The 18,664-nt window shown below is 73.4% G+C and carries 16 protein-coding genes; 9 read left to right on the forward strand and 7 right to left on the reverse strand.

All coding sequences use genetic code 11. From position 1 onward, the window contains the following. Positions 1-5 precede the first annotated feature (5 nt). The gene (locus ACJ6WD_RS00205) at positions 6-665 is read right to left on the reverse strand and encodes a ScbR family autoregulator-binding transcription factor (protein ID WP_275461645.1); all 660 of its coding nucleotides are present in this window, start codon (positions 663-665) and stop codon (positions 6-8) included. A 99-nt stretch (positions 666-764) separates the two neighbouring features. Here ACJ6WD_RS00205 and ACJ6WD_RS00210 point away from each other — a divergent pair, with 99 nt between their 5' ends. From ACJ6WD_RS00210 to ACJ6WD_RS00225, 4 genes are all read left to right on the forward strand, one after another. Beyond that, the gene (locus ACJ6WD_RS00210) at positions 765-1,685 is read left to right on the forward strand and encodes a ScbA/BarX family gamma-butyrolactone biosynthesis protein (protein ID WP_407614895.1); all 921 of its coding nucleotides are present in this window, start codon (positions 765-767) and stop codon (positions 1,683-1,685) included. Between the two features lie 225 nt (positions 1,686-1,910). Continuing rightward, a complete protein-coding gene (locus tag ACJ6WD_RS00215; protein ID WP_376443494.1) occupies positions 1,911-2,630 on the forward strand; it encodes an HAD family hydrolase in 720 nt (239 codons plus the stop codon). 207 nt (positions 2,631-2,837) lie between these two features. Continuing rightward, a complete protein-coding gene (locus ACJ6WD_RS00220; RefSeq protein WP_233656707.1) occupies positions 2,838-3,764 on the forward strand; it encodes an aminoglycoside phosphotransferase family protein in 927 nt (308 codons plus the stop codon). Positions 3,765-3,935: 171 nt separating this feature from the next. Further along, entirely contained in the window at positions 3,936-4,340 is a 405-nt protein-coding gene (locus tag ACJ6WD_RS00225) for a DUF779 domain-containing protein (RefSeq protein ID WP_407614896.1), read from the forward strand. Between the two features lie 193 nt (positions 4,341-4,533). Here the strand turns inward: ACJ6WD_RS00225 and ACJ6WD_RS00230 are convergent, their stop codons facing one another. The 3 genes from ACJ6WD_RS00230 to ACJ6WD_RS00240 all read right to left on the reverse strand — a co-directional run bounded on the left by ACJ6WD_RS00230 (position 4,534) and on the right by ACJ6WD_RS00240 (position 7,310). Next, positions 4,534-5,481, reverse strand: a complete 948-nt coding sequence (locus tag ACJ6WD_RS00230; protein WP_020931057.1) for a hypothetical protein — start codon at positions 5,479-5,481, stop codon at positions 4,534-4,536. A gap of 186 nt (positions 5,482-5,667) precedes the next feature. Continuing rightward, the gene (locus ACJ6WD_RS00235; protein WP_233656704.1) at positions 5,668-6,183 is read right to left on the reverse strand and encodes a lytic polysaccharide monooxygenase auxiliary activity family 9 protein; all 516 of its coding nucleotides are present in this window, start codon (positions 6,181-6,183) and stop codon (positions 5,668-5,670) included. An 83-nt stretch (positions 6,184-6,266) separates the two neighbouring features. Beyond that, the gene (locus ACJ6WD_RS00240) at positions 6,267-7,310 is read right to left on the reverse strand and encodes a LacI family DNA-binding transcriptional regulator (protein WP_233656703.1); all 1,044 of its coding nucleotides are present in this window, start codon (positions 7,308-7,310) and stop codon (positions 6,267-6,269) included. Between the two features lie 291 nt (positions 7,311-7,601). Between ACJ6WD_RS00240 and ACJ6WD_RS00245 the strand changes: the two genes are divergently transcribed. The 5 genes from ACJ6WD_RS00245 (at position 7,602) to ACJ6WD_RS00265 (ending at position 11,901) form a co-directional block, all read left to right on the forward strand. Further along, the gene (locus tag ACJ6WD_RS00245; RefSeq protein WP_038523668.1) at positions 7,602-8,549 is read left to right on the forward strand and encodes a nucleoside hydrolase; all 948 of its coding nucleotides are present in this window, start codon (positions 7,602-7,604) and stop codon (positions 8,547-8,549) included. Then, positions 8,546-9,985, forward strand: a complete 1,440-nt coding sequence (locus ACJ6WD_RS00250) for an MFS transporter (RefSeq protein WP_376447834.1) — start codon at positions 8,546-8,548, stop codon at positions 9,983-9,985. The genes ACJ6WD_RS00245 and ACJ6WD_RS00250 overlap by 4 nt, the downstream gene beginning before the upstream one ends. A 167-nt stretch (positions 9,986-10,152) precedes the next feature. Then, positions 10,153-10,569, forward strand: coding sequence for a DUF2795 domain-containing protein (locus ACJ6WD_RS00255; protein WP_016575928.1), 417 nt, complete (start codon positions 10,153-10,155; stop codon positions 10,567-10,569). 80 nt (positions 10,570-10,649) lie between these two features. Further along, the gene (locus tag ACJ6WD_RS00260) at positions 10,650-11,132 is read left to right on the forward strand and encodes a DUF5709 domain-containing protein (protein ID WP_233656701.1); all 483 of its coding nucleotides are present in this window, start codon (positions 10,650-10,652) and stop codon (positions 11,130-11,132) included. Between the two features lie 103 nt (positions 11,133-11,235). Continuing rightward, positions 11,236-11,901 carry a class I SAM-dependent methyltransferase gene (locus ACJ6WD_RS00265; RefSeq protein ID WP_376435971.1) on the forward strand — a complete coding sequence of 222 codons (666 nt, stop codon included), beginning with the start codon at positions 11,236-11,238 and terminating at the stop codon, positions 11,899-11,901. 56 nt (positions 11,902-11,957) lie between these two features. Here ACJ6WD_RS00265 and ACJ6WD_RS00270 read toward each other — a convergent pair whose 3' ends face one another. The 3 genes from ACJ6WD_RS00270 to ACJ6WD_RS00280 form a co-directional block, all read right to left on the reverse strand. Further along, a complete protein-coding gene (locus ACJ6WD_RS00270; RefSeq protein WP_376435975.1) occupies positions 11,958-13,361 on the reverse strand; it encodes a M1 family metallopeptidase in 1,404 nt (467 codons plus the stop codon). Then, positions 13,358-17,317, reverse strand: coding sequence for an epsilon-poly-L-lysine synthase Pls (gene pls / locus ACJ6WD_RS00275; RefSeq protein WP_376435978.1), 3,960 nt, complete (start codon positions 17,315-17,317; stop codon positions 13,358-13,360). Before pls ends, ACJ6WD_RS00270 begins: the two co-directional genes overlap by 4 nt. 448 nt (positions 17,318-17,765) lie before the next feature. Next, entirely contained in the window at positions 17,766-18,545 is a 780-nt protein-coding gene (locus tag ACJ6WD_RS00280; RefSeq protein WP_233656697.1) for a DUF1345 domain-containing protein, read from the reverse strand. Between the last annotated feature and the right edge of the window lie 119 nt (positions 18,546-18,664).

Raw genomic sequence — 18,664 nt, forward strand, 5'->3', positions numbered from 1 at the left:
GTCGCTCAGGCGGGTTCGGGCGCCGGGCGGGCGGCACGGGCCCGCCGGTGGACCCGGTCCAACAGGGCGGCGGGGTCCGGCTCGGCCTGCAACCCCCGCAGCAGCAACAGCCACAGGTCGTCCAGGTGCCCCTCGATGTTCCGCCGCCCCTCCAGCGCGTCGGAGACGGTGTGCAGGCCGAAGAAGGCGCAGACCACCGTGTGCGCCGTGGTGGCCGGGGGCACCCCGACGGCGAGTTCGCGGTCGCGGGCGGCCTCCTCCAGGAGTTGAGTGACGGCCTCGATCCATCCCAGGAACGGTGCCGGGAGTTGGGTCTCGATGGCCTTGCGCTCCGCCCAGAGGCGGGCGCCGGCCCGGACCACGATGTCGTCGCGGAAGGCGCGCGCCACCTCGAAGCTCAGCGCGACGAGCTTCTCCAGCGCCGGCACACCGGGTTGCCGGTGCCGGCCGATCAGTCGCGGCCAGGTGGCGAAGTGCTCCTCGACAATGGCGAGGGCGAGCTTCTCCTTGCTGGCGTAGTGAAAATAGATCGCGCCGCTGGTGCGGCCGGAATGCGCACTGATATCGCTGATGCTCGTGCCGGCATAACCCCGCTCGTCGAACAATGTTGCGGCCGCTTCCAGAAGGAACCTGCGCGTCGTCTTCGCCCGGATCTGCACGTACACCTCAGATGTCGTTCTCGTGCCACCTGGAAGAAATCTACCGCGCCCGGCCACTTCCAATTCACGGGTGCGAGTGTTCGAATTTCGATATTCCCTGGTCATATGAATACGTCATCCGTCGTCCCGTTCGGAGAGGAAGGACCGCTCAGCCGGTCCCGTACCGTCGAACGGGAGTTGGTGCACCGGACCTCCGTGGCCGAGGTCCTCCTCACGGACGTCCGACCGACGTCCGCCCCGGACGTCTTCGAGGCGGCGGCGTCCTGGCCACGGGCGCACTCGACGTTCCCCCGCGACGGATCGCAGCGGAACAGCCCGCTGGTCCTTGTGGAGACCCTGCGCCAGCTGGGGCTGTACATCCCCTTGCGGTTCCACGGGGTGCCGGCGGCACGCCACGCGATCATCAGCGACCTGCACTTCCGGCTGACCCCCCAGAGCGAGCCGCCGGCCGGGCCGGGCGCGACCGAGGTCACCTGCCTCGCCCGGGTGAGCGCGGTCCGGCGGACCCGCGACCGGACGGTCTCCGGCCTGCGGCTGGACGCCACGTTCGCCGCCCACGGAGTGGTCTTCGGGGAGGCGGGCGGCGGGGTGCGGTTCGTGGACGGGGCGGGCTACACGGCGCTGCGGACCCGGGGCGCGCGCGACGGCGCGACGGCCGCCCCGCCGACCGCGGCGCACCGCCCGGAGCCCGCCGCGCTGGCCGTGAACCACCCCCAGGACGCGGTGCTGGCCGAGGACGCGGCCGGGTTGCTGGTGGCGCCGGCCGACCCGCTGCACCCCTTCCTCTTCGACCACCCCGGCGACCACGTGCCCGGGATGGTGCTCCTGGAGGCCGCCCGGCAGGCCGTCGCCTACCGCAGCGGGGGCGCCCTCACCCGTCCGTACGCCGGGCGGCTGCGGGCGGTGCGGTTCACCGAACTCGCGCCGGCCGCGCGCGTGCTGTGCGCCCGGTACCACGCGACGTGCGTGTTCCGCGTCGTCCAGGGCGGCACACCAACGGCCTACGGCACCTTCAGTTACCCATAAGGCTTAAAATATGGACATTTAGCGATCTATTGACCCTGGCGCGTTGCCGTCCGTAACGTAACGATCGTTATTTTCCGACGCTGCGCCCAGGTCTCCCCTGTCCGGGAGCCGCCCGCCGTCGGAACCCTTCAGCCCGCTGCCGCGGCCGCGCACCGACACCGTCACGCCTCACGCGCTCGACCGGTCACGCCGTCGCCCTCCGGGCCCATCGGAACGGAACCTCGGATGACAGCACATCGCATCCTTTCCTGGACCCCAGCCGCCGTGGTCTTCGACTGCGACGGCACGTTGATGGACACCGAACGCCACTGGGTGGACGCCCGTGACGCGGTACTGCACGGCTACGGCTACGCCCCCGCGCCGGGCTTCTCCGAACAGGCCCGGGGGCTGCACTACACCGCGTGCGGACGACTGATGGCCGATTCCGTCGGCCGCCCCGAACTCGCCGACGAACTCACCACATCGCTCCTGGAACGCTTCCGCGAGCTCGTCGCGGCGCATCCGACGACCATGCCCGGAGCCCCCGAACTGGTCCGCTCCGCCGCCCAGTTCGCCCCGCTGGCGGTGGCCAGCAACTGCCCGCTGGAAGTCGTCGAGTCCTGCCTCGACGTGGCGGGACTGCGACGGTTCTTCGACCACGTCGTGGTGCCCGACACCACCACCAGACCCAAACCGCATCCGGACGTGTACCTCACCGCGGCCCGGCTCTGCGGCGTCGAGCCGGACCGGGCGCTGGCCGTCGAGGACTCCCAGTGCGGCATCGAGGCCGCCGCGGCGGCGGGCCTGCGGGTGATCGGGGTCGGCCCCCGCCCCTCCGGGCCACAGAACGCGAAGGCCGACTGGTGGGTGGAATCGCTGGACGAGCCGGCCGTACAGGGCTGGGCCGGGGCCCGCATCCCCGCCCAGGGTTCGAGGCCCGGCTCCGCAAGGCACAACACGCGGTAACTCCCGCCCGGTACAAGGGCGTTGCGCCGCCGCGCCGCACGGGGAACGCGGCGGCGAACCCGGCCGGGCGACCGGCCGGGGCGCTCCCGCGGCCGGCGGCGTTAGGGTGGACGCATGCTCTGACGCGCGCCCGCAGCCCGGGCACCCCCGCCGACTCCTTCGTTCCCGCACCGCACGCCGGATCCGGATCCACGAAGGAGATTCCCCATGACCACGTCGGCCCTGATCGACGTCCCCGAGGCGTTCCTGACGTCCTACGGCGCGCACGGCGCGTCGGAGCGCGCCTGGCTCGCCGCACTGCCCGCGCTGGGCGCCGAGTTCCTGGACCGCTGGGCACTGCGACCGGACGGCCCCGCCCGGTTCGGCATGGCCTCGCTCGTCCTGCCGGTGCGGCAGGCGGACGGCACGCCGGCCGCGCTCAAGCTCCAACAGCCGCGGGAGGAGAACGCCGGCGCCGCGGCGGGCCTGCGGGCCTGGCGGGGCGACGGCATCGTGCGGCTGCTCGACCACGACGCGCCGAGCGCCACCCAGTTGCTGGAACGGCTCGACGCCGGCCGACCGCTGTCGGCCCTGCCCGACGACACCGAGGCGCTGCGGATCCTGGCCGCACTGCTGGCACGGTTGGTGGCGGTGCCCGCGCCGGCCGGGCTGCGCCGGCTCACCGACCTCGCCGGCGCCATGGTCGACCGGACCCCGCAGGCCGTCCCCGCGCTCCGCGACCCGGCCGAACGGGCACTCGTGCGCACCTGCGCGGCCGTCGTCACCGACCTGCTCGGCGCCGGCGGGGACCGGCTGTTGCACTGGGACCTGCACTACGACAACGTGCTGGCCGGGCAGCGCGAACCCTGGCTGGCCATCGATCCGGAGCCGTTGGCCGGCGACCCCGGCTTCGAGTTGCTGCCCGCCCTCGCCAACCGGTGGGACGACGTGGTGGCCACCGGCGACGTGCCGGCGGCGGTGCTGCGCCGCTTCGACCTGCTGACCGAGGTCGTCGGCCTGGACCGGGAACGGGCCGCGGGCTGGACGCTCGGCCGGATCCTGCAGAACGCCCTGTGGGACGTCGAGGACGGCGAGTCCGCGCTGGACCCGGCCCAGGTCGCCATCGCCGACGCGTTGCTGGCGCACCGGATGTAGCACGGGACGCTCGGCCACCGGTGAGGCGGCGGCGCGCCCTGCCGGTGGCCGGGCGCCGTGCGCCGCCGTATTCCGTGGCGCGGCGGGCTTCTGCCATGCTGCCGGGCGGGGCACTCCCCCGCCCGGCAGGGGAACCGCGCCCACCGTGACCGGCCGACGAAGGGGCGACAGATGGACGACCGAGGGACCGGCCTCCCGGGAGGCGCCGCGCGGATCGCGCTCACCGACGGCGCCGCCACGCTGTTGCGGTCGCTGCGCTCCCAGCACGGGCCGCTGATGTTCCACCAGTCCGGCGGCTGCTGCGACGGGAGCGCGCCGATGTGCTATCCGGCCGGGGAGTTCCGCACCGGCGCGTCGGACGTGCTGTTGGAGAAGTTGGTGGTGGACGGCGTGCCGGAGCCGGTGGGCTTCTGGATGTCCGCGGACCAGTACGCCCGCTGGCGGCACACCCATCTGACGGTGGACGTCGTACCGGGCCGGGGCAGCGGCTTCTCGCTGGAGGCGCCGGAGGGCGTGCGCTTCCTGATCCGCTCCCGGCTCTTCACCGACGAGGAACGGGCGCAGCTCGACGGATGAGGCGGCCCGCGCGGCGGCGGACGTAGTGAGGCCCCGCGTACGGGGGAGAACGCGGGGCCTCACCGAGTAGAACGGGCCGCGGGCCGGCGGGGTTCCCGTCCGGCGCGGATTTCTCGGACGGATTTTCCGGCGGAGTTCGGGCGGACGGATTTCGGGCGGGCGGGAGCGGGCCGGCTCCGGCCGACCGGAGCCGTTACGGCTCGTCCTGGACCAGGCGCTCCAACATGTCCTGGAACTCCATGTCGACCACCACCCGCAGGCCGTCGCCGTCCGGTTCGCTCAGCGGGGTCATCATCCCGCGGCGCCACCAGAACACCCGGGGGCTGATCGCGCCCGCCGCGTCCTCGTGCCCGGCCGCGGCGAACTGGGCCATGGCCTGGAGCGCCGGAATGACCTGGGCGTCGTGGATGCGGTGGAACGCCAGCTGGTGGCGGAAGGGCAGGGCGACCAGGGCGCCGTCGCGGGTGAGGGCGGTGCCCGTGAGGCGCTCGACCAGGTCGTCGAGGACGAGCACCCGGCTGGCGGTGAAGAAGGAGTCGCCGAGCAGCACCTCGAAGGCCGAGCCGTCGCCGCGGCGCACCGTCTCGTGCCCCTCGACCGGCAGGGCGCGCAGGTTGTTCATGGCCCGGATCCGCAGCTCGGCCACGTCCCCGAGGTCGGCGAGGGAGTCCGCGCTGAGCATCTGGACGGCCTCGGGCAGGTCGAGGGCGAGCACCTCGCACAGTCCGGGGGCCGGTTCGTGGCCGTAGTGGAAGGAGTCGGAGGCGGGCAGGGTCTCCTGGGCGACGATCCGCGGGTAGAGGCAGGCGCGGATCTCGTCGTGGGAGAGGATCTCCAGCGGCTGCGGGCCGTCCATGGTGCGCAGCACCTTGCCGACGTGGTCGCGGATGAGCATCGGCCAGCTGCGCTCGCCGCGCCGGTCGCGGTGGCAGACGGCGGCCAGGTTGCCCAGGCCGAACTGGCGGCCGCCCGAGTCGGTGACCGCGCCGGCGTACGCCGTGACCTCCAGGCCGCGCTCGGCGAACGCCTGCCGGACCTGGGATCTGAAGACGCGCCCCTCCCGCTCGGAGAAGAAGCTGAACTCCTCGTCGCGTGCGAGCTCGCGGGGATCCCGCTTCGGTCCTCGGCGGAACAGACCCATCTCGTCCTCCCGGCTGCGGCCACCCGCATCGGCCCTTGAATGCGCCGATCGTAACGGGTGCCCCTGACCGCGGCGTCGCCCCGCGTCCTGGGACGGGACGCGGGGCGACGGCGGGGACGGTGAGCGGAGGGGGAACGACGGGGGTCGGAGGGGAGCGGAGCGGAAGCGGAATCCGCGGGGACGTTGCTAGCCGATGTTGACGTCGATGCAGGCGTAGAAGGCGTTGGCGGTGTCGGCGATGTTCCACACCGCGAGGATCTTCTGCTTGCCCTTGACGTTGCCGAAGTTGACGGTGTGGGAGACCTCGGCCGGCGGCTGGGCTCCGTTGCCGTTGATCTCGGCGACCTTCTGGCCGTTGGCGAAGTACTGCCAGTTGCTGGTGGCGTGCCGGGCCGTGAAACGCCAGGTGAAGGTCTGGCTGCTGCTGATCGGGGTGACCTTCCACGGCTTGGAGTCGTCGTCGAGGTCGGCGAACTGGCTGTTGCCGCCGCTGCAACTCGTCAGCCCCTTGGGGCCTTCGACGCTCTGCGGCTCCCACTTGATCGGACCGCAGTCGATGGTGCCCGCGGCGCACTGGGCCTGCCGGCTGGGCGGCGAGGAGACGTACCCGTGGGCGCTGGCCGGGCTGACCGGCAGACTGACGACGAGGAGGGGGGCGATGCCGGCGCCTATGGCGAGGGCCAGCCTTCTCTTCTTGTTCATGTCAACCCTTTCGCGTAGGGGGGTGGTTGACGCGAGGGCGTGCCGAGCAATTGGTCTAGACTTAACGCGCTGACCGCGTACGGTCAAGGGGTCGTGCGCGGGTCATCGGCCCCGCCGGCCGGCGCACTGGACCCCCGTACCACCAATTCCGGGGCGAGCCGGACGGTACGGACCGGTCGCCGCGGGCCGGGGATCGAGGCCGCGGCGGGGCGGTGGGCGAGCAACCGGGCGGCCTCGGCGGCCAGTTCGGCCACCGGCTGGCGGACGGTGGTGAGCGCCGGGTCGGCCAGCCCGGCCAGCGGGACGTCGTCGAAACCGGTGACCGCGACCTCGCCGGGGACGTCGGCGCCCAGTTGCCGCAGGCGTTGCAGGGCACCGGCCGCGATCAGGTCGTTGGCGCACACCACCGCGTCCGGCCGGGCCGGCCAGATCCGGTCGACGGCGGCCCGGCCCCACTCCACGGAGAAGTCGCCGAGCACCGTGCGCCGCGGCGCGGCCGGGTCGAGGACGGCCGCCCCCGCCGCGTAGGCCGCGTGCCGTTCGACCGCGGCGGAGGCGGTGCCGGCGGCGCCGATGAAGCAGGGGCGGCGGCGGCCGGTGGCGGCGAGGTGGTCCAGGACGAGCGCCATCCCGGCCGCGTTGTCGACCGCGACCGAATCGGCCACGCCGGGGCCGCAGCCGCGGTCCAGCAGGACCAGCGGCACCCGCGCCGCGGCGGTGGCCACCGCGTCCCGGCTGCGCCGCTCGTCGACCGGGATGAGCAGCAGGGCGTCCACCCGGCGGTCCAACAGGGCGGCGATCCGGGTGGCTTCGGTCGCCGGGTCGTCGTCGCAGTCGGCGAGCAGGACCGCCCGGCCCTCGGCGTGCAGGGCGTGCTCCAACTCCCGTACGAGGGAGGGGAAGAAGGGGTTGGTGATCTGCGGCAGGACCAGGCCGACGGTGCCGGTGGAGCGGCTGCGCAGGGCCCGGGCGACCTCGTTGGGGCGGTAGCCGAGCCGGTCGGCCGCGGCCCGTACGGCGCGGGCCGTCTCGGCGCCGACCGGGCGGGTGCCGGCCAGCACGCGGGAGACGGTGGCGACGGAGCAGCCCGCCGCCCGGGCGACGTCCCGCAAGGTCACTTCGGCCACGACGGTGTGCCCTTCCACTACGGAACGGCGGCCCTGCGCACCGCACTGTCCCGGACATCGACGGCAATCGTTATCACCGCCGGTACACAGGCGTACCAGCTCTGTGCCCTTCGAAACCAGCGGGTAGACGGGTCGCCTGCCTCACACTTCGTTGACGATTCATTGACATCTCCGCGCGACATGAGCGAAATTTCCGGAGAACGTTTTCCCTAGGTAGTTGCCTGTTGCGGCGCGCCCCAGAGATCGAGTTCACCCCGCTTCACCGTTCCGCAGAGCAAAGGGGCTCTTCCGTTGGCCAGAAAGATCATCCTCGACTGCGACCCGGGGCACGACGACGCGATCGCCATGCTCCTGGCCCACGGCAATCCCGACGTCGAACTGGTCGCCGTGACGACCGTGGTCGGGAACCAGACGCTGGAGAAGGTGACCCGCAACGCGCTGTCGGTGGCGACGATCGCCGGGATCACCGGCGTGCCGTTCGCCGCGGGCAACCCGCGGCCGCTGGTGCGGTCCATCGAGACCGCCCCCGACATCCACGGCGAGACCGGCCTCGACGGGCCGGACCTGCCCGAGCCCGCCTTCGAGCTGGACCGCCGGCACGCCGTCGACCTGATCATCGACACCGTGATGTCCCACGAGCCGGGCGAGATCACCATCGTCCCCACGGCCGGGCTGACCAACATCGCCATGGCCGTGCGCAAGGAGCCGCGGATCGCCGAGCGGGTGCGCGAGGTCGTCCTGATGGGCGGCGGCTACCACGAGGGCAACTGGAGCGCGGTCGCCGAGTTCAACATCATCATCGACCCCGAGGCCGCGCACATCGTCTTCAACGAGAAGTGGCCGGTCACCATGGTCGGTCTGGACCTCACGCACCAGGCCCTGGCCACCCCCGAGGTCGAGGCGAAGATCGCCGCGGTGGGCACCGCGCCGGCCCGGTTCGTGCTGGAGCTGCTCGACTTCTTCCGCGAGGCGTACCGGGAGAACCAGGGCTTCGACCACCCGCCGGTGCACGACCCCTGCGCGGTGGCGTACGTCATCGACCCGGACGTGATGACCGTCCGCAAGGCGCCGGTCGACATCGAGCTGCGCGGCGCGCTGACCCTGGGCATGACGGTGACCGACTTCCGGGCGCCGGCGCCGGCGGACTGCCACACCCAGGTCGCGGTCAAGCTGGACCACGAGCGCTTCTGGAACCTCGTGGTGGACGCCCTGGAGCGGATCGGCGAAGGCCGGGCATGAACGTCTCCACCGCACCGCGTTCCACCGAGGTCTCCGGCCACGGATCCGGCGTACGGATCGGCGTGCTGGTCACCGCCCTGCTGGTGGCGTGCTTCGCCTTCCAGCTCAACGCCAGCATGCTCAGCCCGGCGCTGAAGAGCATCGAGGACTCGCTCGGTGCCAGCTCCGCCGAAGTGGGCATGACCCAGACCGCGTTCTTCACCTCCGCGGCGCTGTTCTCGCTGTTCCTGCCGCGCCTGGGCGACGTCCTCGGCCGGCGCCGGGTGCTGGCCGGCATGCTCGTCCTGATGGCCGTCGGCTGCGTGGTCGCCGCGCTGTCGACGAGCATCCCGATGCTGTTCGCCGGGCGGATCATCCAGGGCGTGAGCGGGCCGGTCGTGCCGCTGTGCCTGATCATGCTCCGGGTCGAGGTCAAGGAGCCCAAGAAGTACGGCACCCTGCTGGGCGTGATCACCGCCGTCAACGGCGGCATCGCCGGCGTCGACTCGCTGGCCGGCGGCTACCTCGCCGACCACCACGGCTTCCAGTCGGTCTTCTGGGCGATGGCGGGCGTCGCGGCCCTGGCGACCGTCCTGGTGGCCACCCTGACCCCGGAGTCCAAGGCCGCCGCCGCGTCCAGGATGGACTGGCCCGGCGTGGCGCTGCTGGTCGTCTCGGTCGGTGCGCTGCTGATCGCGCTGAACGAGGCGGGCAAGCTGGCCGCCGCCAACTGGGCGATGATCGCCGTGCTGGTCGTCGTGGCCGCCGCCGCGTTCGCGCTGTTCTGGCGGACCGAGAACCGCAGCGGGCAGCCGCTGGTCGCCACCCACCACCTCAGGCAGCGGGCCACCTGGTCGCTGCTGCTGACCACGGTGCTGACCATGACCGGCGTGTTCGCGGTGATGAACGGCCTGATCCCGGCCTTCGCCCAGGACGCCCAGGCCGGACTGGGGATGACCGCCGAGCAGTCCGCCTGGTGGACGCTGTCGCCGTACGCGCTCGCCGGGTTGGCGATGGGGCCGCTGGCCGGCCGACTGGCCGCGACCTTCGGCTACGGCCGGATCCTGCGGCTGGGCCTCGTCGGGGCCGTGGGGTCGGTGGTGCTGATGCTGCTGACCATGCACAGCCAGTCGCACGTGTTGCTGCTGGTGACCTCGCTGCTGGTGGGCATCACCTACGCGGGCGTGGCCAACATCGTCCTCAACGGGCTGGGCATCGTCCTCTCGCCGAGTGAGAACCCCGGCTTCCTGCCCGGGCTGAACGCCGGCGCGTTCAACCTCGGCGCGGGCCTGAGCTTCGCCGCGCTGTACGCCGTGAAGACCGCGCTGACGCCGGCCGACCCGACCGCGGCCGGCGGCTACACCGCCGGCATGATCGCCGGGGTGGTCATCCTGGCGCTCGCCATCGCGTCGTCGTTCCTGATCCCGAAGCCGACGGCCGCCGAGGCCACCGACTGACGGCACGGGCCGCCCGCCGACCGCCCGCCGACCCCGGAAACCCGGGGGCGGCGGGCGGTTCCGTATCCGGGCCACGGGCGGCACGTGGGGCCGGCGGGGCGGGCGGGCGCCGTGTTGTCAGGGCGGGGGGAACGGGGAGACTGGAACCGGAGGCAACGGAGGCAGCCATGGTCATGGAACACGGCATGGACAAGACCGGTCCCGCCCGGGACGACATGATGAAGAAGCAGCTTCGGGGCCAGCTGACCCTGGACCGCTCGCTGCGCACGGACGAGAACCGCGAGCTGGAGCCGGCCGGCGAGGACCAGCCGACGGCGGCGCCCTCGCCGGAGAGCGTCTACCGCGGCGGCACGCCGCACGGCATGTCCGAGCGCGACGTGGGACTGCGCTCCGAACTCGCGCAGTACCTCGGACGCAGCGTCTACCCCGCCGAGCGCAACGACGTCCTGCGCACCCTGCGTCGCAACCACGCGCCCGACCGCCTGGTCTCGATGGCGGAGCGCCTGCCGGCCCACCACCGGTACGCCAACGTGCAGGGCATCGCCGAGTCGCTCGGGCTGGGGACCGAGGACCGGCGCTCCTGAGGCCGAGCGGCCCGCGGTGGCGGACAATGGCCACGGAGGGCACACGCACCGTCCACGCGGAGGAGAAGAGGAGGGCGGCAATGTCCGACGACGCCATGGGCGACGAGGTCTACCAGCCGCCCAGATTCGATGCGCAGGACAATCCCAACGACCTCGACATGGAGGACGCCCTGGACGAGCCGGGGCTCGACGAGGCGTTGGACACCGGGTATTCGCCGCCGGAGCGCCCGTTCGTGGTGAACCACGAGGGGACCACCGCGCAGGAGCAGCACGACCGCGAATCGCTGGCGCACCGGCTCTCCCTCGAACTGCCGGACGTCTGCGCGCCGGACGGCGACGGCATCGGCGATCTGCCGGACGGCGCCGGCGAGCCCTACGACGACCAGGTCGGCGAGGAGCGTGCCGGGCGGATCGTCAGCTTCGACGAGGGGTTCTGGCGCGGCGGCGGCAGCAACGACGTCGTCGCCCGCGACGTCGGCATCGACGGGGGCGCGGCGTCCGCCGAGGAGGCCGCGGTGCACATCGCCCACGACGTGGGCGGGGCGGTCGAGGGCGAACTTTAAACGGGGGCTCACTCCGCTTCGTTGCGGTATCGGCAACGGACTTTGCCGGATGGCCGGGGTACGGCCGAGGCTTTGCCGACCGGACGAAGAGGAGTGCACCACCATGAACCACGGCAACGGCAGCACCACCGTCCCCGACGAGGAGTTCTGGGACGCCCGGTACGCCGAGCGCGACCGGATCTGGAGCGGCAACCCCAACGCGACGCTGGTCCGCGAGGTCGGCGACCGGGCCCCGGGCACCGCGCTGGAACTGGGCTGCGGCGAGGGGGCGGACGCGATCTGGCTGGCCACGCAGGGCTGGCGGGTCACCGCCGTCGACGTGTCGGGGGTGGCCCTGGGCCGGGCGGCCGAACAGGCGGCCGCGGCCGGGGTGGCCGACCGCGTCGACTGGCAGCGGCGGGACCTGTCGCTGTCCTTCCCGGAGGGCAGCTACGACCTGGTCTCCGCGCAGTTCCTGCACAATCCCGGCGAGGTCCTGCGGGAGCGCATCCTGCGGACCGCGGTGGCCGCGGTGGCGCCGGGCGGGGTGCTCCTGATCGTCGGGCACGCCGGGCCGCCGCCGTGGCAGCACGACCACGGCCACGATCACGACCACGGCCACCCGGTGGACGAGTTCCCCACGACCGACGAGGTCCTGGCGGCGCTGGAGCTGCCCGCCGACGCGTGGGAGGTGCAGCTCAGCGAGGAGTTCACGCGGATGCAGGACGGCCCCGACGGGCAGCCGCTCGAACGGATCGACACGGCGCTGAAGGTGCGGCGCCGCCACTGAACCGGCCGTGCCCGGTGGCGGACGGGGATCCGTCCGCCACCGGGCACGCGGAGCGCTCAGGCCGCGAGCGCGGGCAGCGGCTTGTCGTACAGCCAGGTGTGCAGCAGCGGGCGGACCGGGGGCCCGGCGCAGCGTTCGGCGTGGGCGACGAACGCCGCGGTGTCGGCGCTGGCGCCGCGGTGCTCGCCGTGCCAGCCGCGCAGCACCGCGAAGAACCGGTCGTCACCGACGGCCCGACGCAGCGCGTGCAGGGTGCAGGCGCCGCGGACGTAGACCCGGTCGTCGAAGATCCGGCGCTGGCCGGGGTCGGCGACCCGCAGGTCCTGGGGGCGGTCGCGCAGCGAACGCCACTCCCGGCGGGCGATCTCCTCGGCGGAGTCCTCGCCGATGTGCTCGGACCACAGCCACTCCGCGTAGGTGGCGAAGCCCTCGTTGAGCCAGATGTCGCGCCAGTCGCGCAGACTGACGCTGTTGCCGTACCACTGGTGCGCGATCTCGTGGGCCACCAGGGTCTCGGCGCCGCGGGCCCCGTCGATGTGGTTGCTGCCGAACACCGACCGGGTCTGGTTCTCGACCGGGGCGGCGAGTTCGGCGTCGACGACCACCGCCCCGTACGCCTCGAACGGGTAGCGGCCGAAGTGGCCGCTGAACGCCCGGAGCATCTCGGGCTGGCGGGCCAGGTCGTGTGCGGCGTCCTCGGCCATCCGGGCCGGGTAGGAGTTGTGCAGCGCGATCGTCGGGTGGCCCGGGCCGAGTTGGGCGGTGCCGCTGTCGTGGCGGAACCGTCCGGTGTAGAGCGCGGCGAGGTACGGGGCCATCGGGCCGGGGTGGTGGTAGGTCCAGCACTCGCGGTGCCCGCTGCGGCGGCGTTCGAGCAACGTGCCGTTGGCGAGGGCGTGCTGGCCGTGCGGGACGCTGATCCGGAAGGTGAAGGCCGCCTTGTCGTCGGGGCGGTCGTTGCAGGGGAACCACGACGGGGCGCCCAGCGGCTGGGAGGCGACCATGGTCCCGTCGTGCGGATCACCGGTGCGGTCCCAGCCGATCGGGCCGAACGGGGAGCGCACCGGCCGGGGCCGACCGCGGTAGCCGACGTCCACCGTGAACCGCGTCCCGGTGCCGAGCGGGTGCGGGGTGGCCAGGTACAGCTTCCCGTTCTGCTGGCGGGCCCGGACCCGGACCCCGTCGATCGTGGCGGTGTGCGCGGTGAGCCGGGAGAGGTCCAACTCCACCCGGTCCAGAGGCTCGTTGGCCACCGCCTCGATGCGCGCCCGCCCGTCGAGGCCGCCGTCGGCCGGGCGGTAGTCCAGGTGCAGGTCGTACGAGACGGTGTCGTGGGCGTAGGTGCCGTGCCGCGGGAAGTAGCGGGCCGGGAGCGGCCCGGCGGGGCCGTCCGCGACCGTCGCGGCGAACGGGAGCAGGGCGGCGCCCCGGATCAGGGCGCGCCGACTGCATCGGGTCACGCGGCCGCACCTCCCTCCGCGCGTGCCGGGACGGGGCGGGCGGGGCGTTCGCCGGCGATCGGGTTGCCGGCCCACCGGGTGTGGGCCGGGACACTCTCGCCGCGCATGACCAGGGACGACGGTGCGATCGAGGCGCGCGCCCCGACCTCGGTGCCGGGGAGCACGATGCCGTGCGGGCCGAGCGAGGAGCCCTCGGCGAGGCGGACGGTGTCCAGCCGCATGATCCGGTCGTGGAAGAGGTGGGTCTGCAGGACGCAGCCGCGGTTGACGCTGACGCCGTCGGCGACGGTGATCAGGTCGGTCTCCGGCAGCCAGTAGCTCTCCAACCAGACCCCGCGCCCGATCTTGGCGCCGAGGGTGCGCAGCCACCAGTTCAGGACCGGGGTGCCGGTGAACGCGCCGGCCATCGACGGCACGGCGAGCGATTCGACGAAGGTGTCGTAGAGCTCGTTGCGCCACACGAACGACGACCACAGGGGGTGCTCGCTCACCGTGAAGCGGCCGACCAGCAGCCACTTCGCGAGGGTGGTGACGAGCAGCGCCACGAGTCCCGAGGCCAGCAGCAGCGGGGCGCCGACCAGTGCGGCGAGACCGAGGCCGCCCTGGGCGAAGGCGTCCTGCTCGGTGAGGAACACGCCCTCGGCGAGCGCCAGGCCGCACATCAGCGGCAGCACCCGGCACAGCTCGACGGCGGCGCGGGCCCGGACCAGCCTGCGCGGCGGTGCGAAGGTGCGCGCCGGGTCGGCCTGGGTCGCCACCCGGGGCAGCGGCATGGCGGGCCGGCCCAGCCAGGACGAGCCGGGCTCGCCGTCGGCGGGGGCGTTGGAGAGCACGCCGACCAGGCTGTGGTCGGGCACGTCGTGGCCGGGGTCGACGATGCCGGAGTTGCCGACGAAGGCCCGGCGACCGATCCGGACGGTCCCCAACCGCAGCCAACCGCCGCGGAGTTCGAAGGGCGCCACCAGGGTGTCGTCGGCGAGGAACGCGCCGTCCTCGACGTGCAGCAGGGAGGGCAGCGGCAGCACGGTGGAGATCTCCGCGTGCCGGCCGACCTTGGCGCCGAGCAGCCGCAGCCAGTGCGGGGTGCCGAGGCTGGCGTAGAGCGGGAAGAGGCTGCCGCGGGCGCCGTCCAGGAGGCGGGTGACCAGCCAGGCGCGCCAGGCGACGCCACCGCTCGCGGGGTGCAGTCCCGGCGTGATGCCGCGGCCGAGGAGGCGCACCACGGCGGCGGTGACGAGGAGGGAGCAGCCGGTGGTCAGGAGCGTGAAGACCGGGACGGCCAGCAGCAGGCGGAGTCCGGCGGTGGCGAGGGTGCCGCTGTCGCGGAGCAGGAAGTACGCGCCGACCAGGGCGGGCGCGGTGGACAGCAGGGCCAGCAGCGGCAGGCCCAGCAGGGCCAGTCCGTAGGCGGCGCTCCAGCGGCGCGAGCGCTGCCAGGCGGGGGCGGGCCAGGCGGCGCCGGCCATCCGCTCGGCGGCGCCGGCCGGGCGGGCCGGGGAGCCGGACCACGAGGCGCCGTCGGGGATCTCTCCGTCCAGGCAGGCGCCGGAGGCGAGTTCGGCGCCCCGGCCGACGACGGCGCCGGGCATCAGCATGCTGCGGTGGGCGACCCGGGCGCCGGCGCCGATCCGGACCGCGCCGATGTGCAGGGTGTCGCCGTCGAGCCACCAGCCGGAGATGTCGGCCTCGGGTTCGACGCTGCAGCCGTCGCCGAGTTCGGCGAGGCCGGTGACCGGCGGCATGGTGTGCAGCGCCACGTTCCGCCCAGTGGTGCAGCCCAGGGTCCGGGCGTAGAGCGGCGCCCAGGGGGTGCCGAGCAGGGAGGGGACGCCGAAGGCGGCGACGACGCGTTCGGCGGTCCACAGGCGCAGGTGGGTGGCGCCGCCGCGCGGGTAGGCGCCGGGCTTGATGGTGCCGGCGAGCGCGCGGGCGGCCAGTGCGCCGAGGGCGCAGCGCATCGGGGCGCTGTAGAGCACCACCCAGCCGACGACGATCAGCCACCACGCGGTGTGCGGGGCCCAGACCTGCGGGGCGAGCAGGCCGAGGATGTTGTCCGCGAGCGCGAGCCCGACCAGTCCGCGCAGGCCGGCGATGCCGTACAGGCCGGTCTGGACGAGGAGTTGGACGAGTCCGGTGCGGCGCGGGACGGGGCGGACCGGGCGGACCTCGTCCACCGGGCCGCCGAGCGAGTCGAGGTGCTCGGCCATGTCGCGCAGCACCGGGTGGCGGTAGAGGTCGGCGACCGAGACGCCGGGGTGGTGGATGCGGAGCTGGGACGCCATGCGGGCGGCGACCAGGCTGGTGCCGCCGAGGGAGACGAAGTCGCTGTCCGGGCCGGGCCGGACGCCGAGGAGTTCCTCCCAGATCCCGGCGACCCGGGCGGCGGTGCCGTCCAGCGCCGCGGCCGGATCGCCGGTGGCGGAGTCGACCGGGGCGGACGGCAGGGGCCAGGGCAGCGCCTTGCGGTCGACCTTGCCGGAGGTCCGGGTGGGCAGGGACTCGACCTCCGCGAGGACCGGGACCAACTGCGCGGGCAGGCGTTCCTGGAGCAGTGCGCGGGCCTTGTCCTGCTGGAAGCTGGAACCGTCGGCGGTGCGCTGCTCGGGGACGACGTAGCCGACCAGCACCTGGGTGCCGGCCGGCGTCGTCTGGACGGCCGCGGCGGCCCCGCGGACGCCGGGCAGGGCGGCCAGGGCGGCGTCGATCTCGCCCAGCTCGATGCGGCGGCCGCCGAGTTTGATCTGGTCGTCGGCGCGGCCGACGAAGAGCAGGCCCTCGGGTTCGGCCCGGACCAGGTCGCCGGTGCGGTAGACGCGGGCGGCCCCCAGGGCGTCATCGGGCCGGAACCGTTCGGCGTCCTTGGCGGGGTCGAGGTAGCGGGCCGTGCCGACGCCGCTGATCAGCAGTTCGCCCTCGGCGCCGAAGGGCACCGGCTGCCCGGTGCGGTCGACGACGGCGAGCTGCCAGCCCTTCAGGGGCAGGCCGATGCGGACCGGCTCGCCCGGCAGCAGGCGGGCGGCGCAGGCGACGACGGTGGTCTCGGTCGGGCCGTAGGTGTTCCACATCTCGCGGCCGGGTCCGGCGAAGCGGTCGACGAGCCCGGCCGGGCAGGATTCGCCGCCGACGATCAGCAGGCGGACCCGGCGCATCGCCTCGTCCGGCCAGAGCGCGGCGAGGGTGGGCACGGTGGAGACGACGGTGATGCCGCGCTCGACGAGCCAGGGGCCGAGTTCGTGGCCGGCCCGGACCAGCGCGCGGGGTGCGGGCACCAGGCAGGCGCCGTACCGCCAGGCGAGCCACATCTCCTCGCAGGAGGCGTCGAAGGCGACGGACAGCCCGGCCAGCACCCGGTCGCCGGGGCCCAACGGCCGGTCCTGGCAGAACAGGTCGGCCTCGGCGTCGACGAAGGCGGCGGCGGAGCGGTGGCTGACCGCCACGCCCTTGGGCGCGCCGGTCGAACCCGAAGTGAAGATGATCCAGGCGTCGTCCTGGGGGCCCGCGGAACGCGGGTCGCCGAGGGGCCGGGCCGGGCCGGGCAGCGGGCCGTCGGGGCCGAGGACGGCGCAGACGGCGGCCTCGCGGAAGACGGTGGCGGCCCGCTCGTCGGGGTCGTCGGCGTCGACCGGCACATACGCCGCTCCGCTGCGCAGGACGGCGAGGATGGACAGGTACAGCTCGGCGGTCCCGGAGGGGACGCGGACTCCGACCCGGTCGCCGGGACCGACGCCACGGTCCCTGAGCTGCCGTGCGCGGCGTTCGATCTCGATACACAGGTCGCGGTAGGTGAGCGCCTCGGAGCCCGTGTCCAGGGCGATCGCCTGGGGATGTGCGGCGGCGGTGGCATCGAGCACGTCGAGCAGGGTCCGCGGGGCCGGGGTGCCGGCGGTGCGGTACAGAGCCTGTTGGGGCGCTGGCTCGGACGGCTCGAAGGACGATTCGAGAAGGGGCGACGACATCGATATGCCTCTGTTCGGTGCCGGTGGGTGGATGACCCTCGGACGTTCGCCCCTAGAGATGTCGCTGCTCAGGCAGCGGGTTCGCCTGCCGGGCGGTCTGTTCCGCAATTCGAACGTGCTGTGAAAGCGGCCATCGGGCGCTTGGGCAGGCGGCACCGGGAAAGCGGCCGCGGCACCTGACCACGGCGTGGGAAAAAATTGACTCCGGCCGGGGATTGTTTTCGGCACCGCTTCCCCGCGCCGATAAAACCGCAGGTCAGGACCGTGATCCCGATCGGTCACGGGTCAACCGGTCAAGCCTTGTCTAAATGATTGCGCAACTGAGCACATATTCATCGACTTCTCACGCCGACCTCATCGCGGTGTCATGACACGGCCATACCCTCGCCGTGCGTCCGGTACACCCCGAGACACCCGCGGACGTCGACCAACGGGGCACCAGCGCGGCCTACTTGAGGATGTTCACGGCCCGGGCCACCACCAGGACGACGGTCAGCAGCGAGACCGCCGACTGCACCAGCATCAGCAGCTTCGCCCAGCGGGTCAGCGGCATCACGTCGGTGGGGCTGAAGGCGGTGGCGTTGGTGAACGACAGGTACAGGTAGTCGGCGAACTGCGGCTCCCAGTGCTCCGGGGCCAGCTCCGGCGTCGCCATCTGCGGGAAGAGGAAGTCCGGGTAGCGGCGCACCGCGTGGACCCGGGCGACCGGCCCGCCGCGGTCCCACTCCCAGTACCAGAGCGCGAAGACGATGACGTTGGTGGCCCAGATGCTGCCGCCGGTCGCCAGCAGCGGTCCGGCGTCGCCGCCCTCCGTGCCGCGGACCAGGCCGATCACCAGGTGCACCGCGGACCAGCCGTTCGCGGTGCTGATCATCGCGATCAGCGCCAGCCCCGCCCACCGGTAGAGCCACGAGACCCGCTCGATGCGGTACGGGTCGGCCAGCACCAGCACGAGCAGCAGCGCGATCTCCAGCCCCGGCAGCAGCCACTCCGGATGGATCGCCAACCGCTCCGGCAGCAGCCACTGCAACGCCGCCGCCAGCAGCACCGCGCACGTCGAGGGCCAGCGGGGCTCACCGCGGGTGACCCGCCGCCAGGCCGGGCGCAGCAGGTGCCCCGCCTCCGCCACCCCCGCGGCGGCGGGCGCCAGCAGCGCCTCGATGCGGTCCAACCGCTCGGCTTCGGTACCGGATTCGCCCGGCGTGCCGGGCTCGGGGTCCTGGGACATGCGGCTCATGCTCACCCGAGGTCGGCGCGGTGTCCAGCACGTCACAGCGGGGCGGCCGGGCGGTCCGCCGAGGGGTTAAGAGTCGGTCAAAAACTTGCACGATTGCGCAAGTATCCCTC

The sequence above is a fragment of the Streptomyces sp. VTCC 41912 genome (assembly GCF_045799175.1).
Classification (GTDB): Bacteria; Actinomycetota; Actinomycetes; order Streptomycetales; family Streptomycetaceae; genus Streptomyces; species Streptomyces albulus_C.